Consider the following 18,222-nt stretch of genomic DNA (forward strand, 5'->3'; position numbering starts at 1 on the left):
TATGGACTACCTTGTACAACTGGCCGCCAGCCCCACCGCCTGGGTCGCACTGGCGACCTTGATCGTGATGGAAATCGTGCTGGGCATCGATAACCTGATCTTTATCTCGATCCTCACCAACAAATTGCCCGAGCAGCACCGGGCCAAGGCGCGGCGCATCGGCATCAGCATGGCGTTGGTGTTGCGCCTGGGCCTGTTGAGCACCATTGCGTTCATCGTGCAGTTGACCACGCCGGTGTTTGAGATCCTCGGCCAGGCGTTTTCGTGGAAGGACATGATCCTCATCGCCGGCGGCCTGTTCCTGGTCTGGAAGGCAACCACCGAGATCCATCAAAGCATGGACCCGGAGCCTGAAGAGAAGGCCAGCAGCGGCAATGCCGTGTCCATCGGCTTTGCTGCGGCCATCGGCCAGATCCTGATGCTCGACCTGGTGTTCTCCATCGACAGCATCATCACCGCCGTGGGCATGACCGAGCATTTGCCGATCATGATCGTTGCCGTGGTGACCTCGGTCATCGTGATGCTGGTGGCGGCTGAACCGCTGGCCAAGTTCATCCACGACAACCCGACCGTGGTGATGCTGGCCCTGGGCTTCCTGATCATGATCGGCATGACCCTGATCGCCGAAGGCTTCGGCGCCCATGTGCCAAAAGGCTACGTGTATGCGGCCATGGCGTTCTCGGCGGCGATCGAGTGCTTGAACATCGCCCGGCGCAACCGCCACAAGCGGTTGCTGGCCGCCCGCCAGTAATCGCAGCACCCCAAAAAAGGCCGGCTGTGCTCGTAAGAGCCCCGCCGGCTTTTTGCCGTCTGTTAGAATCCGCGCACTTGATAGCTTGAGGTCCACCATGAACGAGCCGATTCGCCTTACCCAGTACAGCCATGGCGCGGGGTGTGGCTGCAAGATTTCGCCCCAGGTATTGGAAGTGATCCTCGCCGGCAGCGGCGCACAGAACCTTGACCCCAACCTGTGGGTGGGCAACGCCTCGCGGGACGATGCGGCGGTGTACGCCATCGACGACGAGCGCGGCGTGGTCTCCACCACTGATTTTTTCATGCCGATTGTCGATGACCCGTTCGACTTCGGCCGGATCGCCGCCACCAACGCGATCAGCGATATCTACGCCATGGGCGGCGACCCGTTGATGGCCATCGCCATTCTGGGCTGGCCGGTGAATGTCCTGGCGCCTGAGGTTGCCCGCGAAGTGATCCGTGGCGGCCGCTCCGTGTGCGACGAGGCCGGCATTCCCCTGGCCGGTGGCCACTCCATCGATGCGCCGGAGCCCATCTTCGGCCTGGCCGTGACCGGCATCGTGCAAAAGCGCCATATGAAGCGCAACGACACCGCCACCGTCGGCTGCCGTTTGTACCTGACCAAGCCCCTGGGCATCGGCATCCTGACCACTGCCGAAAAGAAGGGCAAATTGCGCGAGGCGGATATCGGCCTGGCTCGTGACTGGATGTGTACCCTCAACAAGCCTGGCAGCCGCTTCGGCAAACTGGCCGGCGTCACGGCAATGACCGACGTCACCGGCTTCGGGCTTTTGGGCCACTTGGTGGAAATGGCTGACGGCAGCGGCGTGACGGCACGCATCGAATACGACAAAGTCCCACGCCTGCCCGGGATCGAGGACTACCTGGACCAGGGCTGCATGCCGGGCGGCACCTTGCGCAACTTCGACAGCTACGCGAGCAAGCTCGGGCGCCTGCAGGAGCTGCACAAGCGCGTGCTGTGTGACCCGCAGACCAGCGGCGGCCTGCTGATCGCCGTTACGCCCGCGGGCGACGCCGAGTTTCATGCGGTCGCCGGCGAACTGGGCCTGACCCTTGAGCCCATCGGTGAATTGGTTGAGCGACAGACCCACGCGGTAGAGGTGTTTTGATGGCGACTGACATCACCGACTACCGCGACATCTTCCTCAACGACCGGCCGATGATGGATACCCGCGCGCCGGTCGAGTTCGCCAAGGGCGCGTTCCCGGGCGTGGTCAACCTGCCACTGATGACCGATGACGAGCGTCAGCGGGTCGGCACTTGCTACAAACAGCAGGGCCAGCAAGCGGCTATCGTGCTCGGGCACGAACTGGTGTCCGGGGCGATCAAGGCCGGGCGTATCGAGCAATGGGCGCGGTTCGCCCAGGCCAATCCCGATGGCTACCTGTACTGCTTTCGTGGCGGGCTGCGCTCGCAGATCGTGCAGCAATGGCTGAAAACCGAAGCCGGTATCGAGTACCCCCGCGTCGGCGGCGGCTACAAAGCCATGCGTGGTTTTTTGCTGGAGACCGTCGAACAGGCGGTCGCCGAGTGTGATTTCGTGTTGCTGGGCGGCATGACCGGCACTGGCAAGACCGAAGTGCTCGGCCAACTGCGCAACGCCCTGGACCTGGAGGGCCACGCCAACCATCGCGGTTCCAGCTTCGGCAAGCGGGCCACAGTGCAACCGTCCAACATCGACTTCGAGAACCGCCTGGCGGTGGACCTGCTGAAAAAACGCGCGGGCGGCGTCGAGCAGTTTGTGGTCGAGGATGAGAGCCGCATGATCGGCAGTTGTGCGCTGCCGTTGCCGTTGCACAAGGGCATGCAGACCTTTGCGATGGTGTGGCTGGAAGACACTGTCGAAGGCCGGGTCGAACGTATCCTGCGCGATTACGTGGTCGACCTTTGCGCTGAATTCATCGCGGTATTTGGCGAAACCGGCTACGTCCTGTTTGGCGAGCGCCTGACCCAGAGCCTGGCCAATATCCACAAGCGCCTGGGCGGCGAGCGTTTCCAGCGGTTGCAGGCGATTCTGCAGGACGCCCTGGCGGAACAGACCCGCAGCGGCGCTGTGGACCTGCACCGGGTGTGGATCGAAGGGTTGCTGCGCGAGTACTACGACCCGATGTACGCCTTCCAGCGTGAAAGCAAAGGCGCGCGCATCGAGTTTGTCGGGGAGCAGGCAGCGGTGGTGGAGTATTTGCGCGAGCGTGGTGCATTGCGAGGTTGATGCCTGCCTGCAATAAGGCCCTCAACCCCGCCTGCCACTTACAGAATCGCCGCTCCAATCAAGCCGCAGACCACGCCTACCAGCATGGTCAAGCCGGCCACGGTGACCAGCACCCGCGCGTCGAAATCCTTGCGCAACATCAGCAGCGACGGCAGGCTCACGCTCGGCAGGGTCATCAACAGGGCCACGGCCGGGCCGCTGCCCATGCCCAGCGTCATCATGGTTTGTACGATAGGAATCTCCGCGGCGGTCGGAATCACGAACAGCGTGCCGACAATCGCCAGCGGCACCAGCCACAGCAGGCTGTCGGCCATCGCCCCATCCACATGAGGAAACAGCCAGACCCGCGCCGCGCCCAATACCAGCACTGCCAGGATATACACCGGGATCGTGCTCCAGAACAGTTGCCACAGGGTGCGCAACCAGCGGCTGAAAAACGGTTGCGACTCGATCACGCTGGCCTCGGCCACCGCGCCCAGCGCCGCTTCCGGCACTTGTTCCGGGCGCGCGATGCGCTGGGCCACCAGGGACACGCCCACCACCAGCACAATCCCCGCCACCAGCCTTAACGCCGTGAAGCCCCAGCCCAGCACAAACCCCATGAATACCAGGGTGGCCGGGTTCAGCACCGGGTTGGCGATCCAGAACGCCAGCGCCGCGCCCACCGACACTTGCTGCCGGCGCATGCCTGCCGCCACCGGTGCCGCGCAGCAACTGCACATCATTCCGGGCAGCGCGAACAGCCCGCCGCGCAGGGTCGAACCCAGCCCGGCACGCCCGAACAGGCGCAGCAGCCAGTCGCGGGGGATCAACACTTGCAGCAACGAGCCCAAGATCACCGCCAAAACGGCGGCTTTCCAGATCGCCAGGAAATACACCTGGGCGTAGGCCAGCGCCGCGGCCAGTGGCGAGGTTTGCTGGTCATTGAGAATCGACGCGCCGATGCTGTGGTTGTCGGCGGCGACGAACGCCTTGAAGTAGTAGGGCGACCACTTCACGTAGTAGAGGCCGATGCAGGCGACCAGCAGGAACAGCGCTGGTTTCCACCAGAACGACCAGCCCCGGTTGGGCTGGGTGGAGACGAGGTTGGACATGGTGTTGATCCGCAGATGAGTCAATAGCCGCGCATCATACGCCTCTATTGCTCAGGCTTCAGAGGTCTGCGCTGACCTGCGTCGCCGGTGGGCAGGTTTGTTCGCCGTTGTTCAGGCCCTGCTTGTAGTTGCGGCTCAGCAGCGAGGCCTTGCCGTTATGCCAGGTGAGCGTCAACACATACAACGTGTCGTAGTCATTGCCGGACCAGTCTTGGGTGATGGTGTGCTTTTCGCCCACCGCTTCGCTGGCCACCTTGTTGATCAATTCCGGCAGATAGCCGTGGGACCAGGCGGTGTAGATGATGGCGTTGTGGTACTTGTTTTCCACCAGTTCGTCGGCGAGGGCGCTGGTGTCATTCGCCGAAAACTTGATGTTCACCGGCAAGCCGAGCTTGATCGCGCTGGGGCTGATGGTCATCAGTGGGCGAATGTAGCTGTAGGAATTATCTTTTTCGCCTTCCTCGACATTGCGCGTCGGGTTGGCGGCGAAGACGAAGTTGGCCTTGCCGAACTTTTCCGGCAGTACGGTGGCCAGGTTCATCGCACGGTTCAGGCCCTGGCAATTGAGTTGGCCCAGGCCGCCGACGGGTTTTTCGCCGTGGCGCAGGAACACCAGGGTTTGCACGCCGTCCACCGATTCGGCGCGGCTGATGCGCGATTGCAGGGTCAGGTCGAGGGCGCCGCCGACCAGCAACAGCGGTAATATGATGTATGAATATCGTTTGAGGCGTTGCGCAAGGCACAGAGGCTTTATTGTCATTGGGCTCGAGTCTTCAGTGCATCGGATTAAGGCGGACAAGCCCGGCCCCAGTGACACACGCGGCGTCCTGCGGGTTCCGTGTCTTATTAACAGGGTGCCTCCATTCACCGTTCAGCGCACTTAAGAGTCCACTCGGCCACTTTGGTTCGCTCGTGGGGGAGAGTAGCGAGGGCATGTTGCGCAATGATGACCCATGCAGGATGCCGGACAGATGATTATCATGGGGGTTTCCGCCGAGGGATATCCCGATGAATTCACTCGCCGCTTTCCCGATCAACCGCAAATGGCCCGCCCAGCATCCGGAACGCCTGCAACTGTATTCGCTGCCCACGCCCAACGGGGTAAAAGTCTCGATCATGCTCGAAGAGCTGGGCCTGCCCTACGAGGCGCACAAAGTCAGCTTCGAGACCCAGGACCAGCTGTCGCCCGAGTTCCTGTCGCTGAACCCCAACAACAAGATTCCCGCGATCATCGACCCTAACGGCCCCGGCGGTCAGCCGTTGGCGCTGTTCGAGTCCGGTGCGATCCTGCTGTACCTGGCGGAAAAAACCAGCCAGTTGCTTTCCGAAGACCCGGCGACACGTTATGAAACCATTCAGTGGCTGATGTTCCAGATGTCCGGCATCGGCCCGATGTTTGGCCAGGTGGGGTTCTTCAACAAGTTCGCCGGCAAGGCCTACGAAGACAAGCGCCCGCGTGACCGCTACGTCGCCGAGTCGCGGCGCTTGCTGGAAGTCTTGGAAAAACGCCTGCTGGGCCGCACCTGGATCATGGGCGACGACTACAGCATCGCGGACATCGCGACGTTTCCGTGGATCCGTAACCTGATCGGTTTCTACGAATCCGGTGACCTGGTCGGCATCGCCGATTTCCCCAATGTGCTGCGCGCGCTGGACGGCTTTGTCGCACGTCCGGCAGTGATCCGTGGCCTGAACATTCCGAGCTGAGCCCATGCCGACTTTCGATTTCAAACAACTGGATGTCTTCAGCAGTGTGTCGCTCAAAGGCAACCCGCTGGCAGTAGTGCTGGGGGCCGACAGCCTCAGCGAGCAACAGATGGCCGACTTCGCCAAATGGACCAACCTCAGCGAAACCACGTTTTTACTCACGCCCCGCGATCCACGGGCTGACTACCGGGTAAGAATCTTCACCACCTTGCAGGAGCTACCGTTCGCCGGGCACCCGACGCTGGGCAGTTGCCATGCATGGTTGCAGGCGGGGGGCATTGCGCGAGGGGAGGAAATTATCCAGGAGTGCGAAATCGGCCTGGTGCGTATCCGTCGCCAAGGCGATGAGCTGGCGTTCATCGCGCCGCCGTTGTTGCGCTCGGGCCCGCTGGAGGCGGCGTTGCTGGAGCGCGTGCGGCTGGGGTTGGGCCTGGCGCCGGAGGCTATTGTGCGCAGTCAGTGGGTGGACAACGGCGCAGGTTGGCTGGCGGTGATGCTGGCCGACCGCCAGGCGGTGCTCGATCTGCAGCCCGATTACTCGCAGTTGCTCGGTCTGGCGGTGGGCGTGATTGCCCCCTGCGATCCCGAACGCGACGCTGTAGACACGCACTTTGAAGTGCGCGCGTTCATCGCCGGCGACGGGTCCCCGGAAGACCCGGCCACCGGCAGCTTGAATGCCGGGGTGGCCCAATGGTTGTTGGACGAAGGCCTGGCACCGAACTGTTACGTGGTCAGCCAGGGCACGGCCATGGGGCGCGCGGGGCGTATCCGCATCGAGCGCCAGGGCGATGAGATCTGGGTCGGCGGTGCTGTGGCGGTGTGCATCGAAGGGCGTCTACAGCTCTAGATCAATGCAATTGTTGTGGGCCTTGCCATAAACTATTGCCTGCCTGGCATTTGCGCTGCCGGGGTCGGGGGGCATACGCTTTCGCCCCAACGTTTTTAGCCTTATTCAGGACAGCCATGACCAGCCAGTTCCCTCAAGCCCGCCCACGCCGTCTGCGCCGCTCCCCGGAGTTGCGTAGCTTGTTCCAGGAAACCGAGTTCACCCTCAACGATCTGGTGCTGCCGATTTTCGTCGAAGAAGAAATCGACGACTTCGTACCGATCACCAGCATGCCGGGTGTGTTGCGCATCCCTGAGAAAAAGCTGGCCGGGGAAATCGAGCGCTATGCCCGCGCCGGGATCAAATCGGTGATGACCTTTGGCGTGTCCCACCACCTGGACGCCAGTGGCAGCGACACCTGGAAGGAGCGCGGCCTGGTCTCGCGCATGTCCTCGATCATCAAGGATGCCGTGCCGGAAATGATCGTGATGTCCGACACCTGTTTCTGCGAATACACCGATCATGGCCATTGCGGTGTGATGCATGGCGCCCATGTCGACAACGACGCGACCTTGGTCAACCTCGGCAAGCAAGCCGTGGCGGCGGCTCGTGCCGGTGCCGATGTGATCGCGCCGTCGGCGGCGATGGACGGCCAGGTTCAGGCGATTCGCCGGGCGTTGGATGACGCCGGTTTTACCCATATTCCGATCATGGCCTACTCCACCAAATTCGCTTCGGCCCTCTACGGCCCGTTCCGTGAAGCGGGTGGCAGCGCGCTCAAGGGAGACCGCAAAAGCTATCAGATGAACCCGATGAACCGCCGCGAAGCCGTGCGTGAATCGCTGCTGGACGAGCAGGAAGGCGCGGATGCGCTGATGGTCAAACCGGCCGGTGCCTACCTCGACATCATCCGTGACATCCGCGAAGCCTCGCGCCTGCCGGTGGCGGCGTATCAGGTCAGCGGCGAGTACGCGATGATCAAATTCGGTGCTCAGGCAGGCGCGATCGATGAGGACCGCGTGGTGCGGGAAACCCTGGGTTCGATCAAGCGCGCCGGCGCGGACCTGATCTTCACTTACTTCGCCATGGACCTGGCGCTGGCAGGGATCTAAAGCGCCCAACCTGTGGGGCGGGTAAGCCCGTCCCCCACAGTGGGTTGCAGCGTTTTTCAGCGCTGTGCGAGCGCCAGGTTCAAGCCCAACCCCGCAAAGGCCGCCGCAAAACTGCGCCGCAGCCAGTTCTGTACCCGTGGTGACTCGATCACTGCGCGGCGAAACACATTGGCCAGCAGGCCATACACCACAAACACCGCAAACGTCATGGCCATGAACACGCCGCTCAGCACCAGCATTTGCAAGGCCGGCGCCGTGCTGGCCGGTGTGACGAACTGAGGCAGGAAGGCCAGGAAGAAAATCGTCAGCTTGGGGTTGAGAATATTCAGCAAAAAACCGCGCAGCATCAGGCCCCGGGCCGTGGTTGCCGTTGGTGTGTCATTCACCGCGAAGGCCGAACGATCGCGCCAAGTGGCGTAGGCCAGGTACAGCAAGTAGGCGGCTCCGGCGAATTTCAGCGCTTCGAATGCCAATGCGCTGGTGTGCAGCAGGGCGGAAAGGCCGAGTATGGATGCCAATAAGTGCGGGATGATCCCAGCGGTACAGCCCAGCGCGGCGAACACGCTGGCGCGCTTGCCGGCCATGAGCCCCGTGGACACGGTAAAGATCACGCCGGTGCCGGGAATCAGCACAACGATCAGGCAGGTGATGAGAAAGTTCATGCTGAGCATGGCATTCAAACGCCTTGTACGAATGGTCGGTGAAAGATCCTGTCATATTCGCATTGTGTTGGCGAGGGGGCCACAGGGCGAACCCGCGTTAGACTTATCGGTCGATATTTGCATCGCCCGGCCCATCGCCCCTCAAGGAAGCCCCATGCACCTACGCCGCCTGATCCTGTGTCTCACGCCCTTGCTGGTGCTGGCCGGTTGCTCGACCACACGCGGCCCGCAACAGCCGGAGCGCAGTGAAGCTGAGGTCAAGGCGCAGATCGTGCGTTTGCTGCCCGCCAAGGTCGCCGATCGCAACGGTTGGGCCCAGGATATCTACACCGCTTTCGACACCCAGCACATCTACCCGAGTACCGAAAACATCTGCGCCGTGCTGGCGGTGACTGAGCAAGAGTCCACTTACCAGGTCGACCCACCTGTGCCGAACATGGGCAAGATCGCCCAGGATGAAATCCTGCGCCGTGCCGGTAAGGTGCATGTGCCGGCGGTGTTGGTCCGCACGGCACTGCAACTGCGTTCGCCCACTGGTAAGTCCTACGCCGATCGCTTGAATGCCGCCCGCACGGAGAAAGACTTGAGCGGGATCTTCGATGACTTCATCAGCATGGTGCCCTTGGGCAATACGCTGTTTGGCGGCTTCAACCCGGTACACACCGCCGGCCCGATGCAAGTCAGCATCGACTTTGCGCAGAAGCAGGCGCGGGGTTATCCCTACACGGTAGACGGCACGATCCGTCGGGAAGTGTTCACGCGACGTGGCGGCATGTACTTTGGCATCGCCCATTTGCTTGGTTACCCAGTGAGTTATGACCGGCCGCTGTACCGGTTTGCCGACTTCAACGCCGGTTGGTACGCCAGCCGCAACGCCGCGTTCCAGGCCGCCGTCAGCCGCGTCTCAGGCACCGAGTTGGCGCTGGACGGGGATTTGATCCGCTACGGCTCGCTGCTGCCCGGCAGCACCGAATTGGCAGTGCGTTCCCTCGGCGCCCGGCTGGACATGCGCAACCCCAGCATCCGCAGTCAGCTGGAGCAGGGCGAACAGTTGGATTTTGAGCAGACCACGCTCTACACACGCGTGTTTGCCCTGGCCGACACGGCGGCCGGCAAACCGCTGCCGCGGGCGATCCTGCCGGGCATCGTGCTCAAGAGTCCGAAGATCACCCGCAACCTGACCACTGCCTGGTTCGCCCAGCGGGTGGATGAGCGTTATCAGCGCTGTATGAAGCGCTGAGGCCGGTCCTGAGCGGGGTTGGCGAATCAGCCCCAGGCATTGCAGAGGATATGTGCGGCTGATGGTAATGGTCGCCGTGTGGGGCCTGGGGTACACCTCATGCCTGACTCCAAGGAAGACTCCGCGATGATTGCTCACGCCGTGCCCGAAGGTTTTGTCTCACTGCCGCGCAGCAGCCCGCTGCTCGACTTGTTGGGCCCGGCGTATTGCCGGGGTGAAGGTCTGCAACTGGAAATCGGCCTGCGCGCCGACAACCGTCATGCCAATGGCCGCGGCACGGTGCATGGCGGGGTGTTGGCGACTCTGGCGGATATCGGCATGGGCTACGCGATGGCGTTTTCCAGTGAGCCGCCATTGCCGTTGATTACCGCGAGCATGACTGTCGATTACCTGGGCGCGGTGCAAGTGGGGGAGTGGATCGTGGTACGACTGGAGCATCACAAGCGTGGCCGGCAAATGGCGTTTGCCACGGTGAGTCTGCAGGTGGAGGAGAAAGTCGTGGCGCGGGCGAACGCGGTGTTTGCGGTGCCGCGTGCGGACTGACAGACGAAAAAAAGCCCGGTTTTTCGTGGAACCGGGCCTTTTCGTGTGTTGCTCTTGAATCAGCTGCGCTCAAGGGCCAGGGCTACGCCTTGGCCGCCACCGATGCACAGTGTCGCCAGGCCTTTTTTGGCGTCGCGCTTGATCATTTCGTGCAGCAGGGTCACCAGTATGCGGCAGCCTGATGCGCCGATCGGGTGGCCAATGGCAATCGCGCCGCCGTTGACGTTGACTTTGTCGGCGTCCCATTCCAGCTCTTTGGCCACCGCCAGGGATTGCGCGGCAAAGGCTTCGTTGGCTTCGACCAGGTCCAGGTCGCCGACGCTCCAGCCGGCTTTGTCCAGGCAGCGGCGGGTGGCCGCGACCGGGCCGATGCCCATGATGGCCGGGTCGACGCCGGCATTGGCGTAGCTGGCGATACGCGCCAGAACGGGCAGGCCAAGGGCCTTGGCCTTGTCGGCGCTCATCAGCAGCACCGCGGCGGCGCCGTCGTTGAGGCTGGACGCGTTGCCCGCAGTGACGCTGCCGTCTTTCTTGAACGCGGGTTTGAGTTTGGCCAACGACTCGGCGGTGGTGCCGGCGCGCGGTTGTTCATCCACGGCGAAGGCCACCGGGTCGCCCTTGCGCTGCGGGATCAGAATCGGCGTGATCTCATCGGCAAAGCGGCCGGCTTCGATGGCGGCGGCGGCTTTTTGCTGGGACGCGGCGGCGAAGGCGTCCTGGGCTTCACGGCTGATGCCGTACTTGTCCACCAGGTTCTCGGCGGTGATGCCCATGTGGTAGTCGTTGAATGCATCCCACAGGCCGTCGGTGATCATGCTGTCGATCATCTTGGCGTGGCCCATGCGCAAACCGGTGCGCGCACCAGGTAATACGTAGGGGGCCAGGCTCATGTTCTCCATACCGCCGGCGATGATCACGTCGGCATCGCCACAACGGATGGCCTGGGCGCCCAGGTGCAGGGCCTTGAGGCCCGAACCGCAGACCTTGTTCAAGGTCATCGCGGGTACGGCATGGGGCAAGCCGGCGAGGATCGACGCCTGGCGCGCCGGGTTCTGGCCTGAGCCTGCGGTGAGTACGTGGCCGAGGATCACTTCATCCACCTGGGCCGGGTCGAGGCCGGTCTGCTCCAGCAGGCGACGGATTACGGCAGCGCCCAACTCCGGTGCCGGGATGCTCGCGAGCGATCCTTGAAAACTGCCTACGGCGGTACGTGTGGCAGCAACAATCACAACGTCTTGCATGGAATGTGTCCTCACTGGAATTGCATTTCTGGAACGTGGTCGGGGACGATTAGTTTACCGGCTGTCTTGCTGACAATCTCTTCAATACTGACCCCTGGGGCACGCTCCTTTAGGATAAAGGCGCCGTTGTCGATTTCCAGGTATGCAAGGTCCGTCAGCACACGCTTGATGCAGTGGGCACCGGTCAGCGGCAGGGTGCATTGGCTGAGCAATTTGGACTCACCGTCCTTGGAGGCGTGGGTCATGATCACGATGATGTTTTCCGCGCCGGCCACCAGGTCCATGGCGCCGCCCATGCCCTTGACCAGCTTGCCCGGGATCATCCACGAGGCGATGTTGCCCTGTACGTCCACTTCAAACGCGCCGAGCACGGTGAGGTCGACATGGCCGCCGCGAATCATTGCGAAGGACTCGGCGGAGGAGAAGATCGAGGCGCCGATGCGCGCGGTCACGGTTTGTTTGCCGGCGTTGATCATGTCGGCATCGATGGTGTCTTCGGTGGGAAACGGGCCCATGCCGAGCAGGCCGTTTTCCGATTGCAGCATCACTTCCATGCCTTCCGGGATGTAGTTGGCCACCAGGGTCGGAATGCCGATGCCCAGGTTGACGTAGAAACCGTCCTGCATTTCGCGGGCGACGCGTTGAGCCATTTGTTCGCGGGTGAGAGCCATTGTGCTGTTCCTCTTGTTCTCTTCGGGCTGGAGGGATTATTTGCGGACGGTGCGCTGTTCGATGCGCTTCTCGAAGGTGCCGCAGATGATCCGGTCGACGTAGATGCCAGGGGTGTGGATCTGCGACGGTTCCAGCTCGCCCGGTTCGACGATTTCCTCGACTTCGACCACGGTGATCTTGCCGGCGGTGGCGGCCAGCGGGTTGAAGTTCTGGGCGGTGTGGCGGTAGATGACGTTGCCGAAGTGGTCGGCTTTCCAGCCTTTGACGATGGCGAAGTCACCGGTGATGGATTCTTCCATCAGGTACGGGCGACCGTTGAATTCGCGGGTTTCCTTGCCTTCGGCCACCGGGGTGCCGACGCCGGTGGCGGTGAAGAAGGCCGGAATGCCAGCACCGCCGGCGCGCATTTTTTCCGCCAGGGTGCCTTGGGGGGTGAGCACCACTTCGATTTCGCCGCTGAGCAGTTGCTTCTCGAACAGGGCGTTTTCGCCCACATAAGACGCGATCACTTTGCGGATCTGCTTTTGTTCCAGCAGCACGCCCAGGCCAAAGCCGTCGACGCCGCAGTTATTGGAAACCACGGTCAGGTCGCGGGTGCCTTTGCGCTTGATCTCGGCGATGAGGTTTTCCGGAATGCCGCACAGGCCAAAGCCGCCAGCGAGTACGGTCATGCCATCTTCCAGGCCTGCGAGGGCTTCTTCATAGGACGCCACGCGTTTATCGAAACCTGCCATATGCACCTCTTTTATTGTTAGTGGGCCAGCCAATGCCTCGAGTGTTGCGCCGACGGATTGATTTGTTAAGTTGTTTTTTAAGGTTGATTGATTTAAAAAACTGCATAGTCGAGCCGTCGTCCGGAGTAATGTCATGACCGTCAAACAGATGCGTGCCTTTTTGGCTGTGGCGCAAAGCCTGAGTTTTGCCGCCGCCTGCGAGCGCCTGCACCTCTCTCAGTCGGCGCTGAGCCTGACCATCAAAGGCCTGGAAGAAGGGCTGGGCGGGCGCTTGTTCAGCCGCAATACGCGGAATGTCGCGCTGACCCCTGAAGGGGAATCCTTATTGCCGCTGGCGCGTCGGCTGATTGCCGATTGGGACAACGCCGAGGATGAACTGCGCCAGCGCTTCACCCTGCAGCGCGGGCGCGTAACGGTGGCGGCGATGCCGTCGTTTGCGGGCAACCTGCTGCCGCCGATCCTGAAGATATTCCGCGCGCGTTACCCCCATGTGAACGTGACGGTGCATGACCTGATCAACGAACAGGTGCTGGAAATGGTCCGTGATCGCCAGGTCGAGTTGGGCGTGGCGTTCGAACCGTCCGAGGGGTCGTCGCTGGCGTTTACGCCGTTATACCTGGACCGCTTCATTGCCGTGGTGCCCATGGATTCACCCTTGGCACTGCGTGCTGAAATCGACTGGAAAAGCCTGTTGGAACAACCGTTCATTGCCCTGCAACGACCCTCGACGGTACGGGTGATGCTGGAGGAGCATCTGGGTGCCTTGCAGATGAAATTGCCGGTGGCGCTGGAGAGTCATCAATTGGCGACGGTGGGCAAGATGGTTGCCAGTGGCCTGGGGGTCAGCGCCGTACCGGCATTATGTGCGCAGCAGATGCAGGAGGCGGGCGCCCATTGCATCACCTTGACCGATCCGGTGATCGAGCGGCCGATTGGTGTGTTGACCAAACCGGGGCATGAACTGTCGGCGGCGGCACAGGTGTTGTTTGATATTTTCCGCGATGAAGCAGGGAAAGGGCGTTACCCCAACTTTTGAAGTTGCATAAAAAATGTGGGAACTGGCAAGCCAGCTCCCACATTAGTTGAGAAGTACTTAGTAGTAGCGGTCGATTACTTTAACTTGCGAGTTGTCTTTGAAAGACTCCCACGCGTGGTTAAGTGTGTCGAACACTTGCTCGATGAAATTGCGATCGGCCGCCGCTTTCTTGCCGACATAACCCTGGCCACGGCGGTACATCTTCAGGCGCGCCGCCAGTTCACGGTTGTTTTTGTCGAACTCGGCTTCTTCGGTGTGGGGCGCCAGGCAGTCAATTTGGACTTTGCCCGATTTGCCAATCCACAGGATATGGTCGTCGAGTGTGTCTTTCTGCGCTGCGAACATCTCAGCCAATTCTTCGATAGTTGGTTGGTTGTTCAGATTCATGTGTAAGCCCCTTGACCAGTTGGCGATCTATCAATTGATTCGTTAAAACTGCTTAGTTGTCTCCGGTTCCGAAAACCGGGCGTCAGTGACGGTCTGCCGAATACGGGCAGGGTCTTGAACCTGATGCATGTAGTCTTGCTGATGAACTGCTACGCAATGGTTTCATAACGAAGACAAGCAGCGTTTGAGCTCCTTGTACCGAACCCTTCGGGTCGGTCAGCTTCATCAATCTGCCTTGTGGGCAGTGCACATCCGGAAGAAACAGCTCGGCGGTCAGACGAGCTTGTTCAAAACGCTTGTTACCAACGCTCCCGATCCGGGAGACGTCTAGATCATGCAAGGACAAAAAGGTTACGTCAACGGTTATGTAGTGATTATTTTTGATCACTACATAAATCGCCGTGGGGACGGGGGCATGCGAGGAGGTGTGACTTAGGCGTCATTTTTTGTGCGGTGGGTCGCTGCAGTTCGTTGGCTTGCCCGGGTCTCCCGCTGATTTTTGAGGGGCGTGCCCTGGCTATCCCAGGCGCTCTGCCAATAGCGGCAACAACCGCTCGCAGGATGCCGCGATCTTCAGTTGCAACAACTCATCCCCACGGGTCTTGCCCAGATTGATGGCAATCACCGGTTTGCCTTGCTCGACCATCGCCTTGCACAGGCGAAACGCCGAATAGGCCATCAGCGACGACCCCACCACTAACAGCCCCTCGGCGTGTTCCACCGCCGCCATCGCCCTGGCGGCGGTGGCCTGGGCAACGTTTTCGCCGAAGAACACGACGTCCGGTTTGAGCCGTTCACCGTCGCAATGGGGGCAGCGGGGCACGCGAAAACGTTGTTCAAACGCTGCGTCGAGCAGCGTATCGCCGTCGGGTGCCTGCACGGCGTCGACGCCCGCCAGGTACGGGTTCTCGGCCTCCATCAACCGTTGGATCACATCGCGTGCGCTGGGCCGATGGCAATCCAGGCATAGCACGCGATGCAAGCTGCCATGCAGCTCGATCACATCCTCACTACCGGCCTGGTCATGCAGCGTGTCGACGTTTTGTGTGATCAGCCCGCTGATACGCTGGCGATGTTGCAAGGCGGCCAGCGCCAGGTGGGCCTGGTTCGGCTGCGCAATCCGCACCCGTGGCCAGCCCAGCATCGCCCGTGCCCAATAACGGCGCCGCGCTTGCGGGGTGGCCAGGAACTCCTGGTACATCATCGGCGCCTTGCCTCGGCGCACGCCTTCGCTGTCCCGATAATCCGGGATACCTGATGACGTGCTGATCCCCGCCCCGGTCAGCACCAGAAAACGCCGTGCGGCCATGGCCCGGTGCAGGGTCTCGAGGTGGTCTTCTTGATGTTCGAGCATGTCGAGCATGGGCTCTCCTATTCGCCGCGAATGTATTGCTCCAGTTGCTTGATCAGGTTGGCTTGTTCGGCAATGGCTTCCTTGACCAGGTCACCGATGGAGAGCAGGCCCAGCAGTTTTCCGTCGACGACCACCGGTAGGTGGCGCAGGTGACTGTCGGTCATGATGTTCATGCAGGCTTCGACTGTCTTGTGGGCATCGACCGTGATGACTGGAGAGCTCATGACCTCGTGGACTTTGGTGGTGACGGAAGAAAGGCCTTTGAGTATCAGCTTCCGTGCGTAATCGCGCTCGCTGATGATGCCAACCACCTCACCCTGCTTGACGACCGGCAAGGCCCCGACATTTTTCGATGACATCACCACCAACGCTTCGAATACGGTGTGGTCCCATTCAATGGTGTGGACTTCCTGGTTTTGCTTGTCTTTGGCTTTGAGTACTTCTGAGACGGTTTTCATGGTGGCCACTCCGGTGTTGTTGTTGGGAAGTCAGCAATCCCCTACAGAATCCTAGACGGCCGGCGCCGGAGCAAGGACCAAAGCGGCGTTAAAACTGTCGAAAAACGTCATCCGCCGGATTTATTCATGGTTTACCCGGTACTTGTCGGCTTTTTCGCCCGCTTTGGGCTGGCCGCCGTCTTGCGGGGCGCGGCCGTGCGTTTCTTCTTCCACGGGGCGCCGCCGCGGCCTGCCGGGCTGGCGGGGCCGGTGATGGTCATACGCATACCGTTGCAGCGGGCCACTTGCTTGCTCATCCAGGCCGCTTGCTTGGCGACGAATTCTTCCAGGCTCATTTCGCCGCTTTGCACCATGTCCAGCGCCTGTTCCCAGATCGCCGTGGTGCCGGGGTCGGCGATAGCGCGCGGCACCGCATCGATCAGGCTGAACGCCGCCGGGGTGGCCGAGAGGGCCTTGCCGTTCTTCACCAGGTAGCCTCGGTCCAGCAGGCCCTGGATGATCCCGGCGCGGGTGGCTTCGGTGCCGATGCCGGTGGTGTCCTTGAGCTTTTGCTTGAGCAACGGGTCTTCCACCAGCTTGGCGACGTTTTTCATCGCCTTGATCAGGTCACCCTCGGTGAAGGGTTTGGGCGGCTGGGTCCACAGGTCCTTGAGGTTGACCTTGGCAACGGCGTAATCCTGGCCCTGCACCAGCGCCGGCAGGGCTTGCGGCACTGGCGCCTCACGGCCTTTGGCGGGTGCAAGGGCTTCGGGCAGCGCGCGTTTCCAGCCCGGCTCGATGACGACTTTGCCCACCGCGCGCAGCGCTTGGCCGGCACAGTCGAAATCCGCCTGGGTGCGGTCGTATTCATGGTTGGGCAGAAACTGCGCCAGGTAGCGCGCGCGAATCAGTGTGTAGACCGCCCGATGCTTGCCGGTGAGCTGCCCGGCATCCTTGCCGGCGCCGGTGGGAATGATGCCGTGGTGGGCGCTGACCTTGGCGTCGTTCCACGCCCGCGAGCGGCGCTGGGGATCGAGATGCGGCATCAGTTCGTTGACGGCCGCGTCGGCCCGGCCCAGGGCGGCAAGGATCTTCGCCGCGTCGCCATGCTGACTCAATGGCAGGTAGCCGCAATCGCTGCGCGGGTAGGTGATGGCCTTGTGGGTTTCGTACAGCGATTGGGCGATGTCCAGGGTTTCCTGGGCGCCGAGACCGAGCTTCTTCGAGCAGATTTCCTGCAACGTCCCCAGGTCGAAGGGCAGGGGCGCGACCTCGCGCATGCGTTCGGTGCGCAACTTCACCAGCCGCGCACTGGCGGCGTGGGTCATGGCGTCGGCGGCGTCCCGGGCGAGTTGCGGGTTGAGGCAGCGGCCTTGATCGTCACAGGCATCGTCGACGGCGCGCCATTGAGCGGTGAAGGTCATGTGCGCGTGGCGCAGGTCGACATCGATGGCCCAGTAGGCCACCGGTACGAAATCGGCGATGCTGCGGTCGCGGTCGACCACCAGGCGCAGGGTCGGGGTCTGCACCCGGCCCACCGGCAGCACGCCTTGGTAACCGGATTGGCGGCCGAGCAAGGTAAACAGGCGGCTCATGTTCATGCCGATCAGCCAGTCGGCGCGGGAACGGCCGAGGGCCGAGTGGTACAGGCTGAAGGTCTCGGCGCCGGGTTTGAGCGCGGCCAGGGCCTTGCGGATGGAGGCGTCGTCCAGCGCCGACAGCCACAGGCGTTGGATCGGTCCGCGATAGCGGCAATGTTCCACCAGCTCGCGGGCGATCATTTCGCCCTCGCGGTCGGCGTCGGTGGCGATCACCAGTTCCAAGGCTTCCCCCAGCAGGCGCTTGACCGCCTTGAACTGGGCGGCGGTCTTGGGCTTGACGCGCATCTTCCATTTGTCCGGGACGATCGGCAGGTCGGCGAGCACCCAGCGCTTGTACTTGGCGTCGTAGGCGTCGGGCGGGGCGGTTTCCAGCAGGTGGCCGATGCACCAGGTGACGGTCACCCCGTTGCCCAGCCAGCAACCGTCGCCACGGCGCGTGGCGCCGAGCACGGCCGCAATATCCTTGGCCTGGGAGGGTTTTTCACAGAGGAACAGCCGCATGGTCATCACATCAGATCGGGTTGATGCCTTGCAGGATGCGTAGTCCGAGGGATTTGAGCAACCATTATCTGTATGGATGTACAGCAATT

Annotated in this window: 19 protein-coding genes; 9 read left to right on the forward strand and 10 right to left on the reverse strand. The window is 61.9% G+C overall.

Annotation, left to right across the window (positions count from 1 at the left end):
• The first annotated feature begins 1 nt into the window (after position 1).
• From JN756_RS11115 to mnmH, 3 genes are all read left to right on the forward strand, one after another.
• A complete protein-coding gene (locus tag JN756_RS11115; protein ID WP_017847032.1) occupies positions 2–751 on the forward strand; it encodes a TerC family protein in 750 nt (249 codons plus the stop codon).
• 97 nt (positions 752–848) lie between these two features.
• Positions 849–1,883: a selenide, water dikinase SelD gene (gene selD, locus JN756_RS11120; protein WP_046384029.1), complete on the forward strand. Its 1,035-nt coding sequence runs from the start codon at positions 849–851 to the stop codon at positions 1,881–1,883.
• Positions 1,883–2,986 (forward strand): tRNA 2-selenouridine(34) synthase MnmH, encoded by a 1,104-nt coding sequence (gene mnmH / locus JN756_RS11125; RefSeq protein WP_017847034.1) that lies wholly within the window; start codon positions 1,883–1,885, stop codon positions 2,984–2,986. The genes selD and mnmH overlap by 1 nt, the downstream gene beginning before the upstream one ends.
• Before the next feature lie 38 nt (positions 2,987–3,024).
• On the opposite strand, the gene JN756_RS11130 is transcribed toward mnmH, so the two are convergent.
• Positions 3,025–4,080 (reverse strand): permease, encoded by a 1,056-nt coding sequence (locus JN756_RS11130; protein WP_026140034.1) that lies wholly within the window; start codon positions 4,078–4,080, stop codon positions 3,025–3,027.
• 58 nt (positions 4,081–4,138) lie between these two features.
• Positions 4,139–4,840 (reverse strand): hypothetical protein, encoded by a 702-nt coding sequence (locus JN756_RS11135; protein ID WP_046384028.1) that lies wholly within the window; start codon positions 4,838–4,840, stop codon positions 4,139–4,141.
• A gap of 248 nt (positions 4,841–5,088) precedes the next feature.
• Here JN756_RS11135 and JN756_RS11140 point away from each other — a divergent pair, with 248 nt between their 5' ends.
• The 3 genes from JN756_RS11140 to hemB all read left to right on the forward strand — a co-directional run bounded on the left by JN756_RS11140 (position 5,089) and on the right by hemB (position 7,725).
• Positions 5,089–5,787 carry a glutathione S-transferase N-terminal domain-containing protein gene (locus JN756_RS11140; protein ID WP_017847037.1) on the forward strand — a complete coding sequence of 233 codons (699 nt, stop codon included), beginning with the start codon at positions 5,089–5,091 and terminating at the stop codon, positions 5,785–5,787.
• 4 nt (positions 5,788–5,791) lie between these two features.
• Complete coding sequence (locus JN756_RS11145; RefSeq protein ID WP_046384026.1) at positions 5,792–6,634, forward strand: PhzF family phenazine biosynthesis protein; 843 nt, start codon at positions 5,792–5,794, stop codon at positions 6,632–6,634.
• Between the two features lie 116 nt (positions 6,635–6,750).
• Positions 6,751–7,725 carry a porphobilinogen synthase gene (hemB, locus tag JN756_RS11150; protein ID WP_017847039.1) on the forward strand — a complete coding sequence of 325 codons (975 nt, stop codon included), beginning with the start codon at positions 6,751–6,753 and terminating at the stop codon, positions 7,723–7,725.
• A gap of 56 nt (positions 7,726–7,781) precedes the next feature.
• Here hemB and JN756_RS11155 read toward each other — a convergent pair whose 3' ends face one another.
• The gene (locus JN756_RS11155; protein ID WP_046384025.1) at positions 7,782–8,396 is read right to left on the reverse strand and encodes a LysE family translocator; all 615 of its coding nucleotides are present in this window, start codon (positions 8,394–8,396) and stop codon (positions 7,782–7,784) included.
• Positions 8,397–8,541: 145 nt separating this feature from the next.
• On the opposite strand from JN756_RS11155, the gene JN756_RS11160 reads away from it, so the two are divergent.
• Positions 8,542–9,627, forward strand: a complete 1,086-nt coding sequence (locus JN756_RS11160) for a DUF1615 domain-containing protein (protein WP_201022103.1) — start codon at positions 8,542–8,544, stop codon at positions 9,625–9,627.
• A 126-nt stretch (positions 9,628–9,753) separates the two neighbouring features.
• Positions 9,754–10,170, forward strand: a complete 417-nt coding sequence (locus tag JN756_RS11165; RefSeq protein WP_079443303.1) for a PaaI family thioesterase — start codon at positions 9,754–9,756, stop codon at positions 10,168–10,170.
• 59 nt (positions 10,171–10,229) lie between these two features.
• Here JN756_RS11165 and JN756_RS11170 read toward each other — a convergent pair whose 3' ends face one another.
• Genes JN756_RS11170 through JN756_RS11180 form a run of 3 tightly spaced genes read right to left on the reverse strand, consistent with a single transcriptional unit; the run spans position 10,230 to position 12,817 of the window.
• Positions 10,230–11,411 carry an acetyl-CoA C-acetyltransferase gene (locus JN756_RS11170; protein ID WP_046384023.1) on the reverse strand — a complete coding sequence of 394 codons (1,182 nt, stop codon included), beginning with the start codon at positions 11,409–11,411 and terminating at the stop codon, positions 10,230–10,232.
• 11 nt (positions 11,412–11,422) lie between these two features.
• Positions 11,423–12,082: a CoA transferase subunit B gene (locus JN756_RS11175; protein ID WP_010566045.1), complete on the reverse strand. Its 660-nt coding sequence runs from the start codon at positions 12,080–12,082 to the stop codon at positions 11,423–11,425.
• A 36-nt stretch (positions 12,083–12,118) separates the two neighbouring features.
• A complete protein-coding gene (locus JN756_RS11180; protein ID WP_017847044.1) occupies positions 12,119–12,817 on the reverse strand; it encodes a CoA transferase subunit A in 699 nt (232 codons plus the stop codon).
• Between the two features lie 133 nt (positions 12,818–12,950).
• On the opposite strand from JN756_RS11180, the gene JN756_RS11185 reads away from it, so the two are divergent.
• Positions 12,951–13,853: a LysR family transcriptional regulator gene (locus JN756_RS11185; protein WP_046384021.1), complete on the forward strand. Its 903-nt coding sequence runs from the start codon at positions 12,951–12,953 to the stop codon at positions 13,851–13,853.
• A 57-nt stretch (positions 13,854–13,910) separates the two neighbouring features.
• On the opposite strand, the gene JN756_RS11190 is transcribed toward JN756_RS11185, so the two are convergent.
• From JN756_RS11190 to JN756_RS11205, 4 genes are all read right to left on the reverse strand, one after another.
• The gene (locus JN756_RS11190) at positions 13,911–14,240 is read right to left on the reverse strand and encodes a hypothetical protein (protein WP_017847046.1); all 330 of its coding nucleotides are present in this window, start codon (positions 14,238–14,240) and stop codon (positions 13,911–13,913) included.
• A gap of 517 nt (positions 14,241–14,757) precedes the next feature.
• Entirely contained in the window at positions 14,758–15,603 is an 846-nt protein-coding gene (locus JN756_RS11195) for an NAD-dependent protein deacetylase (RefSeq protein WP_046384020.1), read from the reverse strand.
• Positions 15,604–15,611: 8 nt separating this feature from the next.
• Positions 15,612–16,052: a CBS domain-containing protein gene (locus JN756_RS11200; protein ID WP_017847048.1), complete on the reverse strand. Its 441-nt coding sequence runs from the start codon at positions 16,050–16,052 to the stop codon at positions 15,612–15,614.
• A 131-nt stretch (positions 16,053–16,183) separates the two neighbouring features.
• The gene (locus JN756_RS11205; RefSeq protein ID WP_201022104.1) at positions 16,184–18,133 is read right to left on the reverse strand and encodes a DNA topoisomerase III; all 1,950 of its coding nucleotides are present in this window, start codon (positions 18,131–18,133) and stop codon (positions 16,184–16,186) included.
• Between the last annotated feature and the right edge of the window lie 89 nt (positions 18,134–18,222).

The organism is Pseudomonas sp. Y39-6 (assembly GCF_023651955.1).
In the GTDB taxonomy this organism is placed as follows: Bacteria; Pseudomonadota; Gammaproteobacteria; order Pseudomonadales; family Pseudomonadaceae; genus Aquipseudomonas; species Aquipseudomonas veronii.